The sequence below is a fragment of the Apibacter raozihei genome (genome assembly GCF_004014855.1).
Lineage (GTDB): Bacteria > Bacteroidota > Bacteroidia > Flavobacteriales > Weeksellaceae > Apibacter > Apibacter raozihei.
In genome coordinates this window covers 2,357,383-2,372,922 of record NZ_CP034930.1, presented here as the reverse complement: position 1 = coordinate 2,372,922, position 15,540 = coordinate 2,357,383, and the positions used below count along the sequence as shown (strand labels likewise).

Below are 15,540 nucleotides of genomic sequence, written 5' to 3'. Positions count from 1 at the left end.
AAAAGTATTATTTAATTTTATCCTTTCATTTCTTTACAAAATACCCCTAATAGCTTTACTGATAAAAATTTCTTTCTCGAATTAAACGGAATATTTACAATATCCTCCAACTCCTTCGTTCACTTATTCCTGAGGATGAATTGGAACTCTTAGACAAGCTAAATAGTTAAAACAAAAAGCCAACTCAAAAAGTTGGCTTTTATTTATCAATAACTTAAGTATTTAAATTATTATCTACTAAAATTTTTAATAGCTCTTGAATATCTTTATCATTAATTTTCAACAAATTATTTAATATAACTTTATTAAAAATTATATTCTCTTCTATAAGATTTTCAATTAAATTTTCAATTGCTATTTTATATTCTCCAACAAATATTAATTCTTTAGCATTATTTATTATATAATTTAAATAATTAATTTTATCTACATTTTCTGTAAAAACTTGCTTTTCTAATGAAGAAATAAATTTATCTATATTGTCTTTATCTATATTATTCATATTTTAACTTTTAACATATCCAGTAATAATACCTTCTCCACTTGGTCTCACTATGACCTCTATATTTTTCCCATGGTCTTGCCCTGTAACTTTATAGGATACTGGCCTACCTGTGTTTGTCTCTCCTTGTGCATTTGGATTTGGACCTCCAGTTGTAAATGTTCCTACTCCTGGTCCAGTAGTTTGTTCCCATCGTGATTTAGGACTATTCGCAACTTTTTCTATTGCTGCTATTGCTTGATCATCTGTCCAAGTATCAGGAAAAGCACCTTGCTGTTTTCCTCTATTTGGACCATGACCATCCATTGGATCACTAGAATTATCTCCATCTAAAATATGTTTTTTCCTTTCATTACTTACAGAATACTTTTTGCTTTCTAGCCCAAAAGGATCAATAAATTTATTCGGGTCATGCACATACGAATAAAACTCTATTCCGCCTTGTAATCCAATCGGATCCTGCTAATATACAAGCCTTCTTCGGGAGAATAATAACGGAAACGATAATAATATAAGCCGGTTTCTTTATCAATTATTTGACCCTGATAAGCAAAAGGACAAAAACCTTCCTCTCCTTTAGACATTTTTATAGGTCCATAGCTATCGAAAATCCAGCGCGACAGACTGGCTCGTTCGCTAAAAACGTTCTCAACGTTTTTTTAACTCTCCACCCTCAAAATAAAAAACTGTCATCGGAATATCCCTGAACCGGAGTACCCAGATCATCAGCATCTTATCCAATCCACTTAATAAAAATCAATTTTTAGTCTATTCAAAGATATAAAATTTTATCTTATTAAACGGAACAGAACCAATGGGATCTTTACAACATCCTGCAACTCCTCCGCTCCCTTATTCCTAAGGATGAATTGGAATTACTCTATTTACTTAATATAGAATAATCAAAAATAAACCGATAATTATCGGCCTTTTTTTTAATTTTTATTGAATTTTTGTTAAAGACTAATTTTAAAAATGTTTTATTATTTCTTTAAATATTTAGTTAATAAATCCAATATTTTTACTTTATTTTCTGTCTCATAGTATTCATCACTGAGAAGATCTAATTCATCTATAAGTTTATCATCATCAAATAAACCTTTTATTTGCTTTTTTAATAACTTATTACGAAAAAATTGATCATCTAATTTATCTTCATTGACAGAATCATATGCCTTTTGTACAATAAAAGCTTTTTCATATGCTTCAATATCTAAAAGAGCTCTTATTGTTAATAAAGAAAATTGTCCATAACCATTAATAAAGTATTGATCAAAACCTCCATTGAAAACTTGATTATGAAGAATAGTAACTAAATATGTAATTCTTAATTTCAATGATAACTCAAATATATACTCATACCATTTAATACTTATTTCACCACTAAACCAATCTTCCTTACTACCTTGAACCGAAAGATTATAATACCTATCAATTATTGATTCCATTATTTTATTATTGTATTTTTTTGAGCGCTTCAAGATATATTTCTTTATTCATCTTAATCAATTTTTGTAAAGTAAAATTAAGAATTTCTGAATATACTCTTCTTGACTTTAAAGCATCTCTAGCAATAACTTGACGGGCTTTATTACCAGAAATTTCGTTTCCTAATTATACGGAACACAACCAATGGGATTTGTACAACATCCTGCAACTTATTCGTTCGCTTATTCCTAAGGATGAATTGGAATTGTTGGATATATTGAATAGTTGAAACAAAAAAGCCAACTCTTTGAGTTGGCTGTTATTTATTAATTCTTCAGAAATTTAATATTCTTATACATCAAAGTTTTTAAATAATTGTATTTCAATAATTATCATACTTCATCAATTTCATACTCAATATGTTTTGTACTTAAAATTAATTCTATTTGTTCTAAAATAAAATTTCTGTCATCTCTATTTAAACTCATAACAATGAAAAAACCTTCTTTAGAAATTTCTATCGATGCAAGTTCTTTCCAATTAGATTGAACATCATTGTTTTCTATTATTATAGATAAATTTTTATACTCAACATTATTTTCAAAAAAATGAGATTGTATAAGTATTAAAATATCTTTTAATATCTGTTTTTTCTCGTTTTCATTTAAATCAAAAAAAATATTATATTCAAAAGCCATATATTTAATTTTATATTTTAAGAAGAAGTACTTGCACCACAACCATGAGGTCTATTTCTAACATTTGGATAGTCATCAGGATTTTTAATTCCTTTATGAGTTTCATTTGGATCTGTACTAATAGTTCCATGATCATTAAGTTGATTCCCCATAGTATCTTGTTTATGTATGTGGGCATTTAAACCTGATTTTGGAGTTAAATCTCCACTTCTATTAGTTGTTGATTGATTACCGTATGGATGTATTCTAACTTCAGAACCATCAGAATGATTCCATGTTTGATTACCTGTACTTGTAACTCTAGTTTGAGTAAATCCTGCATTTTGTAAAGTTTTTTCAACCTTACTAACACTACTCCCTTTTAATTTTGGAAGATTTGATGCTGAATTTAAACCATAAGGATCTATAAAACTATTAGGATCATTAACATATCCATAAAATCTATCACCTCCAGCGAGTCCAATGGGGTCTTGGCTAATATATAAGCCTTCTTCCGGGGAATAGTAACGGAAACGATTGTAATATAAGCCGGTTTCAACATCTTCATACTGCCACTAATATCTAAAAGGGCAGCTTCCGCTTTCTCCTTTGTTAAGTTTCAGTCTTCCGAAACTATCTAAAATCCAACGCGACAGTCTGGCTCGTTCGCTAAAAACGTTCTCAACGTTTTTTTAACGCTCCACCCTCAAAGTAAAAAACTGTCATCGGAATATCCCTGAAACGGAGTACCCAGATGATCTGCTAAGATATTTTCCTTATCAACTTGGTAATAAAAATTTATTCTTAGTATTAAATACTATTTACATTCTCCTTAACGTATTCAATACAAATATCTTCACAATAAAAAGCAAATAATATTACACCATCATCATCAGAGTCAGTAACAGACCAATTTATCTCTTCCCAGCAATTTTGAGTAATATTTTCAAAATTTAATTTATTAATATTTAGTAAATTATTAAGACCTAAATCTATATTTTGATTAAATTTTAAATTTCTAAATAATATACCAATATTGTATTGTTTTTTCGAATTTTTATATTCTATATACCTGAATTCAACAAACATAGTTCTGTTGTCTATGTTATTTATTATCAACTGTAATACATCTGTCAATAATCTTATATTAAAATTCTTAATATATTGTTTTATTTCTGAAATAATTTTATTTTCCATAATTTTCTGTATTAATCACATGTTGAGGCATTAAATTCTCCAGGAAATATTTTTGTTCCATCTTCTGGATTTCTTATAGCTGCTCCTGTTTTAGGATCATATTTATGATGATGTGGATTTGGATGAATATCAGGTTCACCATGTGAAGTATAATGTGTTTGCCCTACCATTCTTCCATATTCATCATAATGGCTTACTTTTGTATAAACTTCATTTGATCTAGAACTAGGTTTTTGTTATATTATTTCTGTAATTCCTGGTGTAACTTGTGTTGGAGTATGTTTAGCCTTCCAATACTCGTCCATTGAAGAATATTCATCTTTAATTTTAGCTAGTCCTAATGGGTCAATCCAATCATTGGGGTCATGCACATACGAATAAAACTTTATCCCACCTTCAAGACCAATCGGATCCTGACTAATATATAAGCCTTCTTCAGGGGAATAGTAACGGAAACGATTATAATATAAGCCAGTTTCCTTATCAATTATTTGACCTTGGTAAGCAAAAGGACAAAAACCTTCCTCTCCTTTAGACATTTTTATACGTCCATAGCTATCGAAATCCAGCGCGACAGACTGGCTCGTTCGCTAAAAACGTTCTCAACGTTTTTTTAACGCTCCGCCCTCAAAGTAAAGATCCGTCATCAGAATACCCCTGAACCGGAGTACCCAAATCATCAACATCTTATTCAATCCACTTAATAAAAATTAATTTTTAGTCTATTCAAAGATATAAAATTTTATCTTATTAAACGGAACACAACCAATGGGATCTTTACAGCATCCTGCAACTCCTTCGCTCCCTTATTCCTGAGGATGAATTAGAGTTATTAAATAAATTGAATACTTAAAAATAGAAAAGCCAACTCAAATGAGTTGGCTTTTTGTTTTAATTTTTCAGAAATTTAATTTTAAAATGTCTTTTGAGATACTTTTAAAGATAAAAATGAAAAAATAAAATCTAATTAATATTTACTCCCTTTCAAGTCTATTAGTATTTAGCATTCCTAATTTTTTTGATTTCCAAATTCTTTCAGCTTGTAGTTTAGTTGTTCCTGTGAAAAGATTTACAAGTTCTAATATTTCTTCTTTCTTAAAATGTCGATTACTTATCCCATACCAATTATCATCATTAATTAAACTTATTTTTAAATGAAAATAAGTTTCCATTCCAATTTTATTTTTCACATCATCTATTATCCTTGCTGCTGGAATAGTGCATGTTACTATATAATCAGTAGTTTTCATAACCTTTCTTAACACAGCAGGCTTTCCCGATTTAGATACTAAGTCTTGACTCTTTTCTTTTACTTCTGCCTCTGATAATATTTTCCATATCTCTCCTTCTTCGGAGTGATATTCTCTCCATTCTTTTTTCATTTTTTAATTAATAATATAAATGTACATTATCTGTATAATTAGTTCCTGTGCTTTCACTCCAAGCATTGTAGTGCTTTGGAGCATTAAAACGTGAATGACCTATTTCATGATCATGATAACCACTAACCGGTTGTTCATTAGAGTTTAATGTAGACGAATGTTTTCCTATTACTCTATTTGAATTATTGTTTTTATAAGTATTATTTGCATCAACATAATCTTTTCGTCTAATAGTATTTGGATCACTTCCTAAATCTCCTGAAATTTCAGAAGCAGCTTGTCGTGCTCTTTTTTTAGCATCTGGACCATCAAATTCATATCTATTTTCATCTATTTTTTTACCACCATATTTTTCTGCTATTTTATCAACATCTCTTTTTTCACCATAAGTCTTTTGAGTCAAACCTAACGGATCAATCCACCCATTCGGGTCATGCACATACGAATAAAACTCTATTCCGCCTTGTAATCCAATGGGGTCTTGGCTAATATACAAGCCTTCTTCCGGGGAATAATAACGGAAACGATTGTAATATAAGCCCGTTTCTACATCTTCATACTGCCCCTGATATCTAAAGGGACAGCTTCCGCTTTCTCCTTTGTTAAGTTTCAATCTTCCGAAGCTATCCAAAGATGCTTCCCAAAAGAGTTCACCATTCTCTTTATACATTTGAGAAGGAGTCCCCAGATGATCCGCTAAGATAGAATATTTTTTGTTTCCGCGCAACTTGGCTACGGGTACAAAGCTGTCTTCGTCAAACACCCAGGTGGTTAGCTCTTCGGGAGTAGCTTCCCGGGCTTCAAATTCTTTCCATTCGTGCAGGGGTTTATTTCCGTCCCATACCCAGCGGGTAGTGGTACTTTTAAACTTTTTTGCAGTACGTCTGCCCAGCGGGTCGTAGCGGAACCAAACGTCTTGCCCATTAGCTTTAGCTTCTGTAATAGCTACTTGAGCATCTAAAGCTTGTGCTGTACTTCTTCCATCTGTATATCCATCATCACCCCTCGCAGCTCTATTAACTCTATCTTCTACATAATATGTACCTCCTTGAGATTGATCTCGCCTTCTATATCCTCTAAAGATAGGTTCTGGTAGGGGGAATCTTGTATTTTTTTCATGTAAGATGTTAATAATCGCTTTCTTTTTAATAATGTTTGTACAGATAATTATATGTATTTATTATGCTTCGGATAAGTTCTCTAAAAGTGAGATTTTATCGACTGGTATCTAGCATTAATAAGATTTTAAAGAATTTACATTTCTAAAAAAGCTATTACTTTTTCCAGTATTATTTTATCATTACTCATAATTATAAATAACTCTCTATCGTCATGAATTACATCTACACCAGTTAAATCAGATAAAATTCCACTCAGATTATTTATTTGATTATTAGATAATTTATCCGTTTCTGCTGGAGGAAATTCATCGAATATTAAATAAGATATATTATTATAGAATATTCTCAAAATAAGGTGATTATATTCATCAAAAGAGATTATGTCTATTTCTTGTTTTATATTACTCATAACTTTTCAGATAATCTAGTAATCTTTCATATTTTTCCCTATTGAAAACAGGATAATCGTTTATTAATTCTCTGTATTTTTCTACCCTATTCAGATATTCAGAATCATCGGATAATTTTAATAGAATTGCACTAGTAAAATAAAAGTAGAATTTATCTCCAAAAATCTCATTTTTATCAATAGAATCTTTCATGAAATCAGAAATCTTTTTTAGAGATGAGTATTGATTAAAAAAATCAATTATGTATTTTTTATAAAAGGGTTGAAAAAAATTAGTTATCTTATCTATATCATTTTCCTCTTCTACCCAAAACTCAATAGGATTTGCAATATAATTTTTCTCTGTAAAAAAAGAAATTGGTAATGTTAATGTTGATGTTTCTTGTTGAGACTTTGGACTTAATTCTAAAAATTTATTTTTAATATCTTCCACTTTTTCATTTCTAATAGCAATATAAAAAGGGATTTTATATTGTGGTGAAAAATCTAGACAAACAAAATTTATTCTAAAAATAAAATTGTCTGTTCCCTTTTTTGAGAATTGATATTGCGCTTTTCTAAATTTAAATCCATCATTTTTAATAATTGGTAATATTTTTTCTCCAATTAAATTTATTACGTCGTTCTTATTCATTATTCTTTTCTTTTTTAAGGATATGTTCTATATATTATTCCATTTGGAGTATTAACCGCAATTTGAACAGGTCCACTAACACTTATTTGTCCAGGGGTAAGACCCATATTATGAGATGATGGAACATCTGCTATAGATACTGAAGTTATACTTCCATTTCCGCCAATTGCATCATATACAGGTTTTTGGTTGTTTGTAAAAGTATTTCTTAAATCTGTACTTGTTACTGTCGTTAAATCATTTACAGAACTGAACTTAGAATCTATTATTTGATAAGAACCATTACCAGTATCATACATTTGATCCGCTATAATCCTCTTTGAAAAAGGATTTCCATGTACATCTGTTCCTTGTACGTCCAAATATACCTGTTCATGTACAGACGTATTAGGATTGTTCTCTCTCAATTCTTGAGTTACATTATTTTGATGATCTCTCCAATTAGTAGCAACCCTTTGACTTTGTCCTCTTCTTCCCCTCTCAAACAAGAAGCTTTTACCTTTAGCAATAGCATCATTTACGGTTTTTCGAATAGCTTCAACGGTTTCTTTAGGGATGTTTACATTCTGACGGGAAGCATCTACCATAGCTTTTAACCCCATTAAAGATAACCCCGCATAGTAAGCATCAGTTAAAAGAGCCCCAGTTCCATGACCATTATCAGCTTCTGGTAGGTAATTTCCTTCTGCATCTTTAGCATAACTTCCATCATAATAGCCTTCATTAGATCTATTCCAAATATTTATAAAGGGTTGCTCAAACATAGTAGATCCAGCATAAGCTTCGTCTCCAGTTTCGGAAATACTTTTACCATTTCTTAACATTCCTTCAAAAAATACCTGATCAGCAATTCCTGCTCCTCTAGCAGAGGCTTGTAAAAATACAAAATTTTTGAGAAATTGACCTGTTAATATTTTTCCACCACCAGTAAATAAGGCTCCTCCCGAAGATACAAACTTTCCTACAAAAAAACCTTCTAAAACAGCCCAGGCTGTATTACGGGCGGTGTAAAGTGCTGCACTCCAGAATCCTGTAATTCCTGGTGCATAGGTAATTGTACCTCCGATAGGACATACCATTTGGCACTTTGAAGTTAAAGAATGTCCTCCGCCTACTACCTGAGGCGGAAACAATTTATCAATAGCACTGTCTAGTATTCCGGTCGTTTTAGAACCTATCACTAATCCAATAAAAGGTCCTCCACATAATACCCCTATTCCAAGAGCTAAATCGTGTTTAGGCTTGTTGGATAATGTAATTGTTTTACCTCCATAAGTGTTTAATTGGGAATATCCTACCCATTTACGCATAGGAGCCATCAATCCTCCACACATAGTACCACTTGCCACTACTGCAACAGCAGCCAAGGCTACCAGGGCTGCCCCTCCGGTTACTATTCCGGCAGCTGCTACCGCAGCTGCCAATACCACTGTCCAACGACAGAAAAAATCTCCTATGTTTTGAGTTGCGGTATCATGATGGATTAAATAAGAATATTTCTCTTTGGTGCAAGCATTATTTTGAGTAGGACATATTTTTGCCGGAGCTAAACCCGATGAGCAAGTGAAATAATAATCACTATGAAGAGCTATAAAACCTTCCTTTGGCGCTTCTGTTTGTTGCTGTTCATTATCACTCATAACGGCTTATTTTATAGATTATCTCAGCATTCAATTTAGGGTCTACATTTTCCCTATATAGAATTTCTCCATTTTCAATAAACCCATCTTTGAGATTCATGTTATAGTTTCCTTTATAGATATACTGTGGGTATAATTTCTCTGTCTTTATGAATGGAAAATTTCCGTAAGCTTTTTTCATATCATTCTCTGAATAACCGGCATGACTACCATAAAATTCTATCCGATTAATTTGCTCGTTATACTTATTATTCTCATAGTGTATATTAAAAGGAATATCCCAAGTCCTGAAAAAATTCGGTATTTTCTTATTTATGGAAAATGGCAATCTCTTCCCGTAGATGTGATTAAAACAAATGTCAAAAAACTCAATAGCACTAACCATTTTTTCAACGCCTCCTTCCTGCTCAAAATTTTGTTCCTGCAAAGCAAATAATTCTTGAATGCTAGTCATATTTCGGTTATATTCTATTATTTCAGCTTTTACTGCCTGCCATTTTTCTTTAATAGTATTTATATTTATCACTTTAATTACAACACCTTGCCGATTGGTATTAAAAATGATTTCATTAAGTGCTTTTTGCATTTGGGTTACCAGTTTATGTATTTCCCCGAACCCATCATTATTAGTCTGAACCATGGTATTGTCCAGCATTAGAAGTTCAAAAGTATAAGAATCATCAGTGATATTTTTCAAAGTAATTACCCAACGTATTTCCACAGTATTCTCACTAGATATTCCTCCTACATTCATTTTACTTTGAATATCAAGTTTATATTTTATTTGTTTTTTTTCTTTAAAAGCATATTCTTTTAGTAAGGGAGCATTTTTATACTCTTGCTGTAGTTTATCTACATATTCTTTAGACCTTTCTTGATCATTATCAGGAATCCAAAAATTCATTTTTGCCATAACTTATATTTATTAGTTGATAAATACATTTCCTCCATCCCATGAACCTTCGCCTTTAATCGTATTTTTTTTACTGGTAAGATTAAATGATTCCCCATTCATTGTTATCCCATTTTCCGTAATAACAATTGTATTTCCCCCAACTTTCAATGTAATATTTGTTTTTCCATCAATAGTAATATTTCCATTTTTGTCCATTTTTAAATTTGAGGCAGGGGGTTCAGGGCCTTGCTCACCTACGCCTCCTCCCACATTAATCACCTGAGTAGAAGCTGTATTTATAGTAGAATTCCCTTTACCATCAAAAACTACTGATGTAAATCCCTGATCTGTCAATTTAGTACTACCATCTTTATCATTAAATAAAATTTTGTTTCCCTTTACCGTACGCAAGCCTTTCATAAAATTACCCTCAGTTCCGTATTTAGAATTGTCAGAACCGTTAAATATAGTTCCTATAACGATAGGCTTCTCTGCATTTCCGTTTTCAAAATTTACAATTACCTCTTCCCCAATTTCCGGTAACATATGTAACCCCTTTCCTTTTCCTGCATAGGGAGTAATTACCCGTATCCACGGACTCTTTTCATTTGCTCCTCTCATCCACGGAAACTTAACTCTAATCTGATTCATTCCTTCTGCATTTTTATCCGTATTATAATTATCGGTTACTATGGCAGATTGTTCTTCGCACTCCGGTATGGCATTTTCATCCATGTAGGCCGGCACTTCATTGTCCATCGGTACGCCTATCAGCTGGTTGTAATATCCTTCGGTAATGTCCTGATGGTGGCTGATTTCTATGACTTTATACGATTCCAACGGAACTTCCCCGTTTTTAAATATCTCATGCCCCGGCATCCAGGCTTTCATCTTCACAATATCCCCCAGTCTCAGGTTCGGATTATTGGTCCTGGCTTCCAGAAAGAATACATTCTGGCGGCTCAGCTTCTGTCTTTTTACCGCCTCTTTGAGTTCCGGCTCTCCTTTTTCTAATAAGGACTGGTTATACAGGGACAAAGGCACCTTGGAATAGACCTCTTCAGAGGCTTTGATGGCATGCTGCTGGAAAGGATTCACCAGCTGGTGGGTAATGGGCACACTGTCCGAGTTTACCGTATGGTTCTTTGCCTGCTTGGCATCGTAACCTACATAGGTAAACTTCTGGGGTACCAGTCGCATACTCAGCTCATAGCTGTATACATCCTGTTCTTCCACCAGTTCTTCGGTCTTTCCTCCACTGCCTCCAAAAACGATTTTTTGTCCGTTGTAATACAGCCATTCTCCATAGCGTACCGCTAATCTTTTGACAAAGTTCCAGTCGCTCTCGCGGTATTGTACGGTATATTTTAACGGATCTTTCAGGTTAGGACGTAGGTCCCAGGCTACCAAATCCTGCGGGTACTCATTGGTAGCTTTGTTTATAATGGCATCCAGTGTTTTATCTTCAAAGCTCTCACAGTCCTGTCCGTTTTCCAGCAGGATGGTGGGGGCATGACCTTTAATAAAAAGCTTGTTATGACCGTCTACTTTTTTATTGGATATTTCGGTGATGATTCCGGTAAAGACATAGGCTGACTGTCCGAACTGCTTGAATTGAAGGGTACATTTTTTCCCCAGCAGGTTTCGCGAATTAGTCATCGGGTAGGCATTCTTATCTCCGAAGGCTTCGGCATAGCAGCTGATCATAAATTCATCATGGTCGGCCATGCGCTGGTGGATATCCAGGGTAAAATGGCTGTCTTTCAGTACATCCTGCCCGCCTATCTGGATCGTTGCATATACGATATGGGAGTTCTGCAGCTGGGAGGCTATGTCTCCTCCGTATTTGGCATAGTATTTACCAGCCTCTTCCCTGAGCTCTTTTTCCAGCACCTCGGGAGGGGTGACCGTAAAGTTATTTAAGGGTTTGAATAGTTCACTATCGGGTATATCGGAATATTTCTGGCTAAGGGTGGAAAGTCCCTGCTGTATTTCCGAAGCAGCGGATTGAGCTTGTTGGGCGGCTTCGGATAAAGGAGCGGTAGCTTCGGTAAGTTTCTGGTTTACCTTATCGGTGACTCCGCCGGCATCGGCTGCTTTTTTAGCCAATTCGGATGCCTGGGGAGCCTGGAAGGAGTTTTTGTCCATCTGACTCATAACTAGTAAATTTATTAAAGATTAATTAAAATTAAATCGTATTATGAGGTAAAGTTACTTTATTTTTTTTAAAAATTAATAGTAAATTACATTAATTTAAAATAAGTTTAATCATTAAAACCAAACAATTGATATAGTTAGTAAACAAAAAAACCTCCGCTTTCTGCGGAGGTATCGTACTAAAGAGCAATCTTTCGACTAGAGGTTTTTCCAGTCTATTTTTCGCGAAAAATACATTAACAGAGCGAGAATGATAAATAATCCGCAGCTGCCTGCCAGCAAAGCCAGTTCGTCCAGCTGAATAATAATAAAAATATAGGTATAAACCAGTAGTAATACAACAAATACTATCCCGGTAATTCGTAAACTTTTTACAATTCCTTTGATAAACCAGCAAATGAGCAGGGTAGTCGCAAGGGAGGATACGATATAGGAAAGGTTGAAACCTAGATATTCGGATAATGAGAGTAACAATAAATAAAATATGCTTAATGCCAATCCTACAAGCACATACTGAACCGGATGAATTTTCAGTTTGTTAATAATCTCTATAAAAAAGAAGGTTATAAAGGTAAGTCCTATAAAAAGAACAGAATATTTAGCTACCCGATTGGTTTTTCCGTAATCGTTATTGGGCTGTATTATAGTAATTCCAAACTTATTTTTTCCATAATCCGAAAACTGGGTAGTTAAGGTTTCCATTCGTAAGGAAGAAACTTTCCAGTGTAAGTTTCGTAAATTTCCTGTTTCATTTTCACTAGGTGAAGCTTCTCCTGTAAATTTTAAATCTTTGAATGCCGTGGAAATATCTATTTGCATGTTTTTGGAGACCGGAATAAAATTTAGCTCTCCTGCCCCATTAAATGTCATAGGCAGAGAAACAGTTACATTCTTTTCCGGATTCAAGTGAACCGGAATTTTAAGTTCTTCCATTTCCTGTGTTTGATAGTGTGGAGTTTCTTTGCTGGTGACTAATTCTTCTATTGAGAATCCTTCCCCGGCCTGAACTGGAATGGTAGTATTATTTACCCTGAAATTTAAATCTCCTTCCCATCCTTTAGTATCACTAACGCCGAACACCATTTCTGCCTCATTCCAAAGATAATTGTTAGAATCTTTTTGTAAGCTGGCATAATCTGTAGACTCAAAATTTGCTTCAAGAGTCAGCTGTGCTTTATACATGACAATATCATAAAGCCCTCTGTGTTTAGGTAAAGGATTGAGCTTTCCTTTAACCTTTACCTCTTTGGGCGATAGATACCGATAATAAAGGGTAATCCGTCCCAGGGAATCCTTTTTTTGATACGGCAACTTTAGATATGGGCCGCATAAAGTTTGATTGCCTCCAAATCTTCGGCTTTCATCTTTTACTATTTTTTCTTTACGCTCTTTTCGTTCCCCTATTAAATTGATAATAAAAGGGGTAGGCAGCAGCATGATAAAAATAAGCAGAACGACGACAACTCCTTTAAGCATTACCGATTCTGTAATTTTTTTACGTATACTGTTTGAGTTTTCCGAATCCTTTTTTTTAACCGTATCTAACGGTTTTTGATGTTCCTGCAATTGATTTTCCTGATTTTCCATATTTACTATTTATTAAAAGTACTTTGAATCACAAAGTAAAAAATTAAAAAAATTTATTTTAACTGGCGTATGATTTTTTCTAACGCTTCCAAATGTTTTTGAAATGCCTGAGATCCTTTTTTAGTAATACTGTAAGTAGTATTTGTTTTTCTTCCGATAAAGCCTTTTTTAACCAAAATATATTCATTTTCTTCTAAATTTTTCAAGTGTGAAGCCAGATTTCCGTCTGTGAGCTGCAAAAGATCTTTTAAATCATTAAAAGACAAAAAATCATTGACGGATAATGCACTCATAATACCTACTCGAATCCGATGATCAAAAATTTTGTTAAGATTATTAATATTGACTGACTCCATAAATGAAAAATGTAAGTTTATGATAAGCTCAATTATTTTCTATCGTATTTATTTCTCATAATAATTCCATATACTATATGCAAAACACCAAATCCAAAAATCCAGATAATCATATTATATCGTAAAAAGTAAAATGAAAGGATACCTAATAATATTTCAAAAATTGCTAGTTTTTTTACTTCATCTAACGTATCTCTGGCAATCATGAGCAAAGATATTCCATAAAAAACCAGCGTGGTAGGCGCAATAAATATAAGCATATTATACCGCATAAAAGCAAGACAAATGAAACCTCCGGTAACTAAAGGAATAGAAAAATTAATTGCCATTCGGCGAAAAACATGGTTAAGAAAGATTACTCCGTCTTTTCGTGCCTTTTTTACAGAAAAGAAAAAACCTCCGGCTAAAGCTACCACAAAGGTAATAATCTCCACCAATAATAATTTAAACCGTAATACTTCTTTTAATGAATAAAAACTTTCCGTTTGATATCCTACTCCATAATAGTGATAATTTAAAGGATTAATATCCGAATCATTAATCAGGTACATGGCAAACAATCCGGAAATAATTCCACAGCTTCCTACCCATATTCCACTCCAACCGCTTAAACTCAAAAAACGGGTAGATTTCTGCATGTAGGATTTAATTTCCTGAATACTTTCTAATGGGGATAATTCTTGATTCATAATATAAAGCACTTTGAAAAACAAAGCTACAATTAATATTTGAATACACAACTTTTTTTGAAAAAATTTCACAAAAAAACCCCTCTTCCAGAATAAAAGAGGGGTTTCGTATTTATACTATTTCCTATTTATGTTTCTGATACAGTTCAGCTACTTTATCCCAGTTAACTACATTGAAAAAAGCTCCTATATAGTCCGGTCTTTTGTTCTGATAATTTAAGTAGTAAGCATGCTCCCATACGTCTAACCCCAGAATAGGATATCCTGAAACTCCTACATTTGGCATTAAAGGGTTATCCTGATTGGCTGTAGAACCTACAGATAATTTGCCGTCCTTTACCACTAACCAAGCCCATCCTGAACCAAATCTACCTGCTGCAGCCTTTGAAAATTCTTCTTTGAAAGCATCAAATGAACCAAAAGCAGTGTCAATAGCCTGAGCCAATTCTCCTTCCGGTTTTCCTTTTCCGTTAGGTGTCAGCCATTCCCAAAACAAACAATGGTTTAAATATCCACCTCCGTTATTTCTAACCGGTACTTTGTCAAACCCTTTAACAATAACTTCTTCGATCGGTAGATTTTCTAATTCAGTACCTGCGATAGCATTGTTTAAATTCGTGGTGTAAGTAGCATGGTGCTTGGTTAAATGGATTTCCATTGTCTTTGCATCAATGTTAGGCTCTAATGCATTATATTCATAAGGTAGTTTTGGTAATTCAAATGACATATTATTATGTTTTTATAGGTTAAACTTCATTGTTATAAACAAATCTAATTAAATTATACGATACATATTAAAGGTATATATTAGATTATTTGATAAGGGTATTTAAAAATTATATAGCTTAAATCAACTATCGTACCTC

21 protein-coding genes and 1 pseudogene are annotated in these 15,540 nt (G+C 33.1%); all 22 read right to left on the bottom strand.

Features of this window, described 5'->3' with window-relative positions; all coding sequences use genetic code 11:
* Positions 1 to 214: 214 nt before the first annotated feature.
* The 22 genes and pseudogenes from EOV51_RS10570 to EOV51_RS10480 all read right to left on the bottom strand — a co-directional run bounded on the left by EOV51_RS10570 (position 215) and on the right by EOV51_RS10480 (position 15,401).
* Positions 215 to 502, bottom strand: coding sequence for a hypothetical protein (locus EOV51_RS10570; protein WP_128152495.1), 288 nt, complete (start codon positions 500 to 502; stop codon positions 215 to 217).
* 3 nt (positions 503 to 505) lie between these two features.
* Positions 506 to 808 carry an EndoU domain-containing protein gene (locus EOV51_RS10565; protein ID WP_128153342.1) on the bottom strand — a complete coding sequence of 101 codons (303 nt, stop codon included), beginning with the start codon at positions 806 to 808 and terminating at the stop codon, positions 506 to 508.
* Between the two features lie 125 nt (positions 809 to 933).
* Complete coding sequence (locus EOV51_RS10560; protein WP_394343671.1) at positions 934 to 1,113, bottom strand: RHS repeat domain-containing protein; 180 nt, start codon at positions 1,111 to 1,113, stop codon at positions 934 to 936.
* 372 nt (positions 1,114 to 1,485) lie between these two features.
* A complete protein-coding gene (locus EOV51_RS10555) occupies positions 1,486 to 1,950 on the bottom strand; it encodes a DMP19 family protein (protein WP_128152494.1) in 465 nt (154 codons plus the stop codon).
* 372 nt (positions 1,951 to 2,322) lie between these two features.
* Positions 2,323 to 2,628 carry a hypothetical protein gene (locus tag EOV51_RS10550; protein ID WP_128152493.1) on the bottom strand — a complete coding sequence of 102 codons (306 nt, stop codon included), beginning with the start codon at positions 2,626 to 2,628 and terminating at the stop codon, positions 2,323 to 2,325.
* Between the two features lie 17 nt (positions 2,629 to 2,645).
* Positions 2,646 to 2,780: a hypothetical protein gene (locus tag EOV51_RS14870; protein ID WP_262707248.1), complete on the bottom strand. Its 135-nt coding sequence runs from the start codon at positions 2,778 to 2,780 to the stop codon at positions 2,646 to 2,648.
* A 44-nt stretch (positions 2,781 to 2,824) separates the two neighbouring features.
* Positions 2,825 to 2,950 (bottom strand): hypothetical protein, encoded by a 126-nt coding sequence (locus EOV51_RS14865; RefSeq protein ID WP_262707247.1) that lies wholly within the window; start codon positions 2,948 to 2,950, stop codon positions 2,825 to 2,827.
* A gap of 79 nt (positions 2,951 to 3,029) precedes the next feature.
* Positions 3,030 to 3,167, bottom strand: a pseudogene (locus tag EOV51_RS14820) (RHS repeat-associated core domain-containing protein); the annotation flags it as partial.
* Positions 3,168 to 3,417: 250 nt separating this feature from the next.
* Complete coding sequence (locus tag EOV51_RS10540; protein ID WP_128152492.1) at positions 3,418 to 3,804, bottom strand: hypothetical protein; 387 nt, start codon at positions 3,802 to 3,804, stop codon at positions 3,418 to 3,420.
* An 11-nt stretch (positions 3,805 to 3,815) separates the two neighbouring features.
* On the bottom strand, positions 3,816 to 3,974 hold the full coding sequence (locus tag EOV51_RS14685; protein WP_164875291.1) for a hypothetical protein: 159 nt from the start codon (positions 3,972 to 3,974) through the stop codon (positions 3,816 to 3,818).
* A gap of 66 nt (positions 3,975 to 4,040) precedes the next feature.
* Positions 4,041 to 4,373, bottom strand: a complete 333-nt coding sequence (locus EOV51_RS10535) for an RHS repeat-associated core domain-containing protein (RefSeq protein WP_262901884.1) — start codon at positions 4,371 to 4,373, stop codon at positions 4,041 to 4,043.
* 405 nt (positions 4,374 to 4,778) lie between these two features.
* The gene (locus EOV51_RS10530) at positions 4,779 to 5,186 is read right to left on the bottom strand and encodes a hypothetical protein (RefSeq protein WP_128152490.1); all 408 of its coding nucleotides are present in this window, start codon (positions 5,184 to 5,186) and stop codon (positions 4,779 to 4,781) included.
* 7 nt (positions 5,187 to 5,193) lie between these two features.
* Positions 5,194 to 5,949, bottom strand: a complete 756-nt coding sequence (locus tag EOV51_RS14920) for an RHS repeat domain-containing protein (RefSeq protein ID WP_317126960.1) — start codon at positions 5,947 to 5,949, stop codon at positions 5,194 to 5,196.
* A 491-nt stretch (positions 5,950 to 6,440) separates the two neighbouring features.
* Positions 6,441 to 6,716 carry a hypothetical protein gene (locus EOV51_RS10520; RefSeq protein WP_128152488.1) on the bottom strand — a complete coding sequence of 92 codons (276 nt, stop codon included), beginning with the start codon at positions 6,714 to 6,716 and terminating at the stop codon, positions 6,441 to 6,443.
* Positions 6,709 to 7,350 (bottom strand): hypothetical protein, encoded by a 642-nt coding sequence (locus EOV51_RS10515; protein ID WP_128152487.1) that lies wholly within the window; start codon positions 7,348 to 7,350, stop codon positions 6,709 to 6,711. Before EOV51_RS10515 ends, EOV51_RS10520 begins: the two co-directional genes overlap by 8 nt.
* Positions 7,351 to 7,364: 14 nt before the next feature.
* Positions 7,365 to 8,990 carry a hypothetical protein gene (locus EOV51_RS10510; protein WP_128152486.1) on the bottom strand — a complete coding sequence of 542 codons (1,626 nt, stop codon included), beginning with the start codon at positions 8,988 to 8,990 and terminating at the stop codon, positions 7,365 to 7,367.
* On the bottom strand, positions 8,983 to 9,903 hold the full coding sequence (locus EOV51_RS10505; RefSeq protein WP_128152485.1) for a hypothetical protein: 921 nt from the start codon (positions 9,901 to 9,903) through the stop codon (positions 8,983 to 8,985). Before EOV51_RS10505 ends, EOV51_RS10510 begins: the two co-directional genes overlap by 8 nt.
* Positions 9,904 to 9,915: 12 nt before the next feature.
* Complete coding sequence (locus EOV51_RS10500; RefSeq protein ID WP_128152484.1) at positions 9,916 to 12,042, bottom strand: type VI secretion system Vgr family protein; 2,127 nt, start codon at positions 12,040 to 12,042, stop codon at positions 9,916 to 9,918.
* Positions 12,043 to 12,240: 198 nt separating this feature from the next.
* Positions 12,241 to 13,629, bottom strand: a complete 1,389-nt coding sequence (gene creD / locus EOV51_RS10495; RefSeq protein ID WP_128152483.1) for a cell envelope integrity protein CreD — start codon at positions 13,627 to 13,629, stop codon at positions 12,241 to 12,243.
* A gap of 53 nt (positions 13,630 to 13,682) precedes the next feature.
* Positions 13,683 to 13,985, bottom strand: a complete 303-nt coding sequence (locus EOV51_RS10490; RefSeq protein WP_128152482.1) for a winged helix-turn-helix domain-containing protein — start codon at positions 13,983 to 13,985, stop codon at positions 13,683 to 13,685.
* A 32-nt stretch (positions 13,986 to 14,017) separates the two neighbouring features.
* On the bottom strand, positions 14,018 to 14,674 hold the full coding sequence (locus tag EOV51_RS10485; protein WP_128152481.1) for a hypothetical protein: 657 nt from the start codon (positions 14,672 to 14,674) through the stop codon (positions 14,018 to 14,020).
* A 124-nt stretch (positions 14,675 to 14,798) separates the two neighbouring features.
* Entirely contained in the window at positions 14,799 to 15,401 is a 603-nt protein-coding gene (locus tag EOV51_RS10480) for a superoxide dismutase (protein WP_128152480.1), read from the bottom strand.
* Positions 15,402 to 15,540 lie beyond the last annotated feature (139 nt).

Bases quoted from the DNA above. Each gene is read 5' to 3' on its own strand.
- EOV51_RS10570 (WP_128152495.1), bottom strand. From the start codon at position 502: ATGAATAATATAGATAAAGACAATATAGATAAATTTATTTCTTCATTA.
- EOV51_RS10565 (WP_128153342.1), bottom strand. From the start codon at position 808: ATGGATGGTCATGGTCCAAATAGAGGAAAACAGCAAGGTGCTTTTCCT.
- EOV51_RS10555 (WP_128152494.1), bottom strand. From the start codon at position 1,950: ATGGAATCAATAATTGATAGGTATTATAATCTTTCGGTTCAAGGTAGT.
- EOV51_RS10550 (WP_128152493.1), bottom strand. From the start codon at position 2,628: ATGGCTTTTGAATATAATATTTTTTTTGATTTAAATGAAAACGAGAAA.
- EOV51_RS14870 (WP_262707248.1), bottom strand. From the start codon at position 2,780: ATGGGGAATCAACTTAATGATCATGGAACTATTAGTACAGATCCAAAT.
- EOV51_RS14865 (WP_262707247.1), bottom strand. From the start codon at position 2,950: ATGCAGGATTTACTCAAACTAGAGTTACAAGTACAGGTAATCAAACAT.
- EOV51_RS10540 (WP_128152492.1), bottom strand. From the start codon at position 3,804: ATGGAAAATAAAATTATTTCAGAAATAAAACAATATATTAAGAATTTT.
- EOV51_RS14685 (WP_164875291.1), bottom strand. From the start codon at position 3,974: ATGGTAGGGCAAACACATTATACTTCACATGGTGAACCTGATATTCAT.
- EOV51_RS10530 (WP_128152490.1), bottom strand. From the start codon at position 5,186: ATGAAAAAAGAATGGAGAGAATATCACTCCGAAGAAGGAGAGATATGG.
- EOV51_RS10520 (WP_128152488.1), bottom strand. From the start codon at position 6,716: ATGAGTAATATAAAACAAGAAATAGACATAATCTCTTTTGATGAATAT.
- EOV51_RS10515 (WP_128152487.1), bottom strand. From the start codon at position 7,350: ATGAATAAGAACGACGTAATAAATTTAATTGGAGAAAAAATATTACCA.
- EOV51_RS10510 (WP_128152486.1), bottom strand. From the start codon at position 8,990: ATGAGTGATAATGAACAGCAACAAACAGAAGCGCCAAAGGAAGGTTTT.
- EOV51_RS10505 (WP_128152485.1), bottom strand. From the start codon at position 9,903: ATGGCAAAAATGAATTTTTGGATTCCTGATAATGATCAAGAAAGGTCT.
- EOV51_RS10500 (WP_128152484.1), bottom strand. From the start codon at position 12,042: ATGAGTCAGATGGACAAAAACTCCTTCCAGGCTCCCCAGGCATCCGAA.
- creD (WP_128152483.1), bottom strand. From the start codon at position 13,629: ATGGAAAATCAGGAAAATCAATTGCAGGAACATCAAAAACCGTTAGAT.
- EOV51_RS10490 (WP_128152482.1), bottom strand. From the start codon at position 13,985: ATGGAGTCAGTCAATATTAATAATCTTAACAAAATTTTTGATCATCGG.
- EOV51_RS10485 (WP_128152481.1), bottom strand. From the start codon at position 14,674: ATGAATCAAGAATTATCCCCATTAGAAAGTATTCAGGAAATTAAATCC.
- EOV51_RS10480 (WP_128152480.1), bottom strand. From the start codon at position 15,401: ATGTCATTTGAATTACCAAAACTACCTTATGAATATAATGCATTAGAG.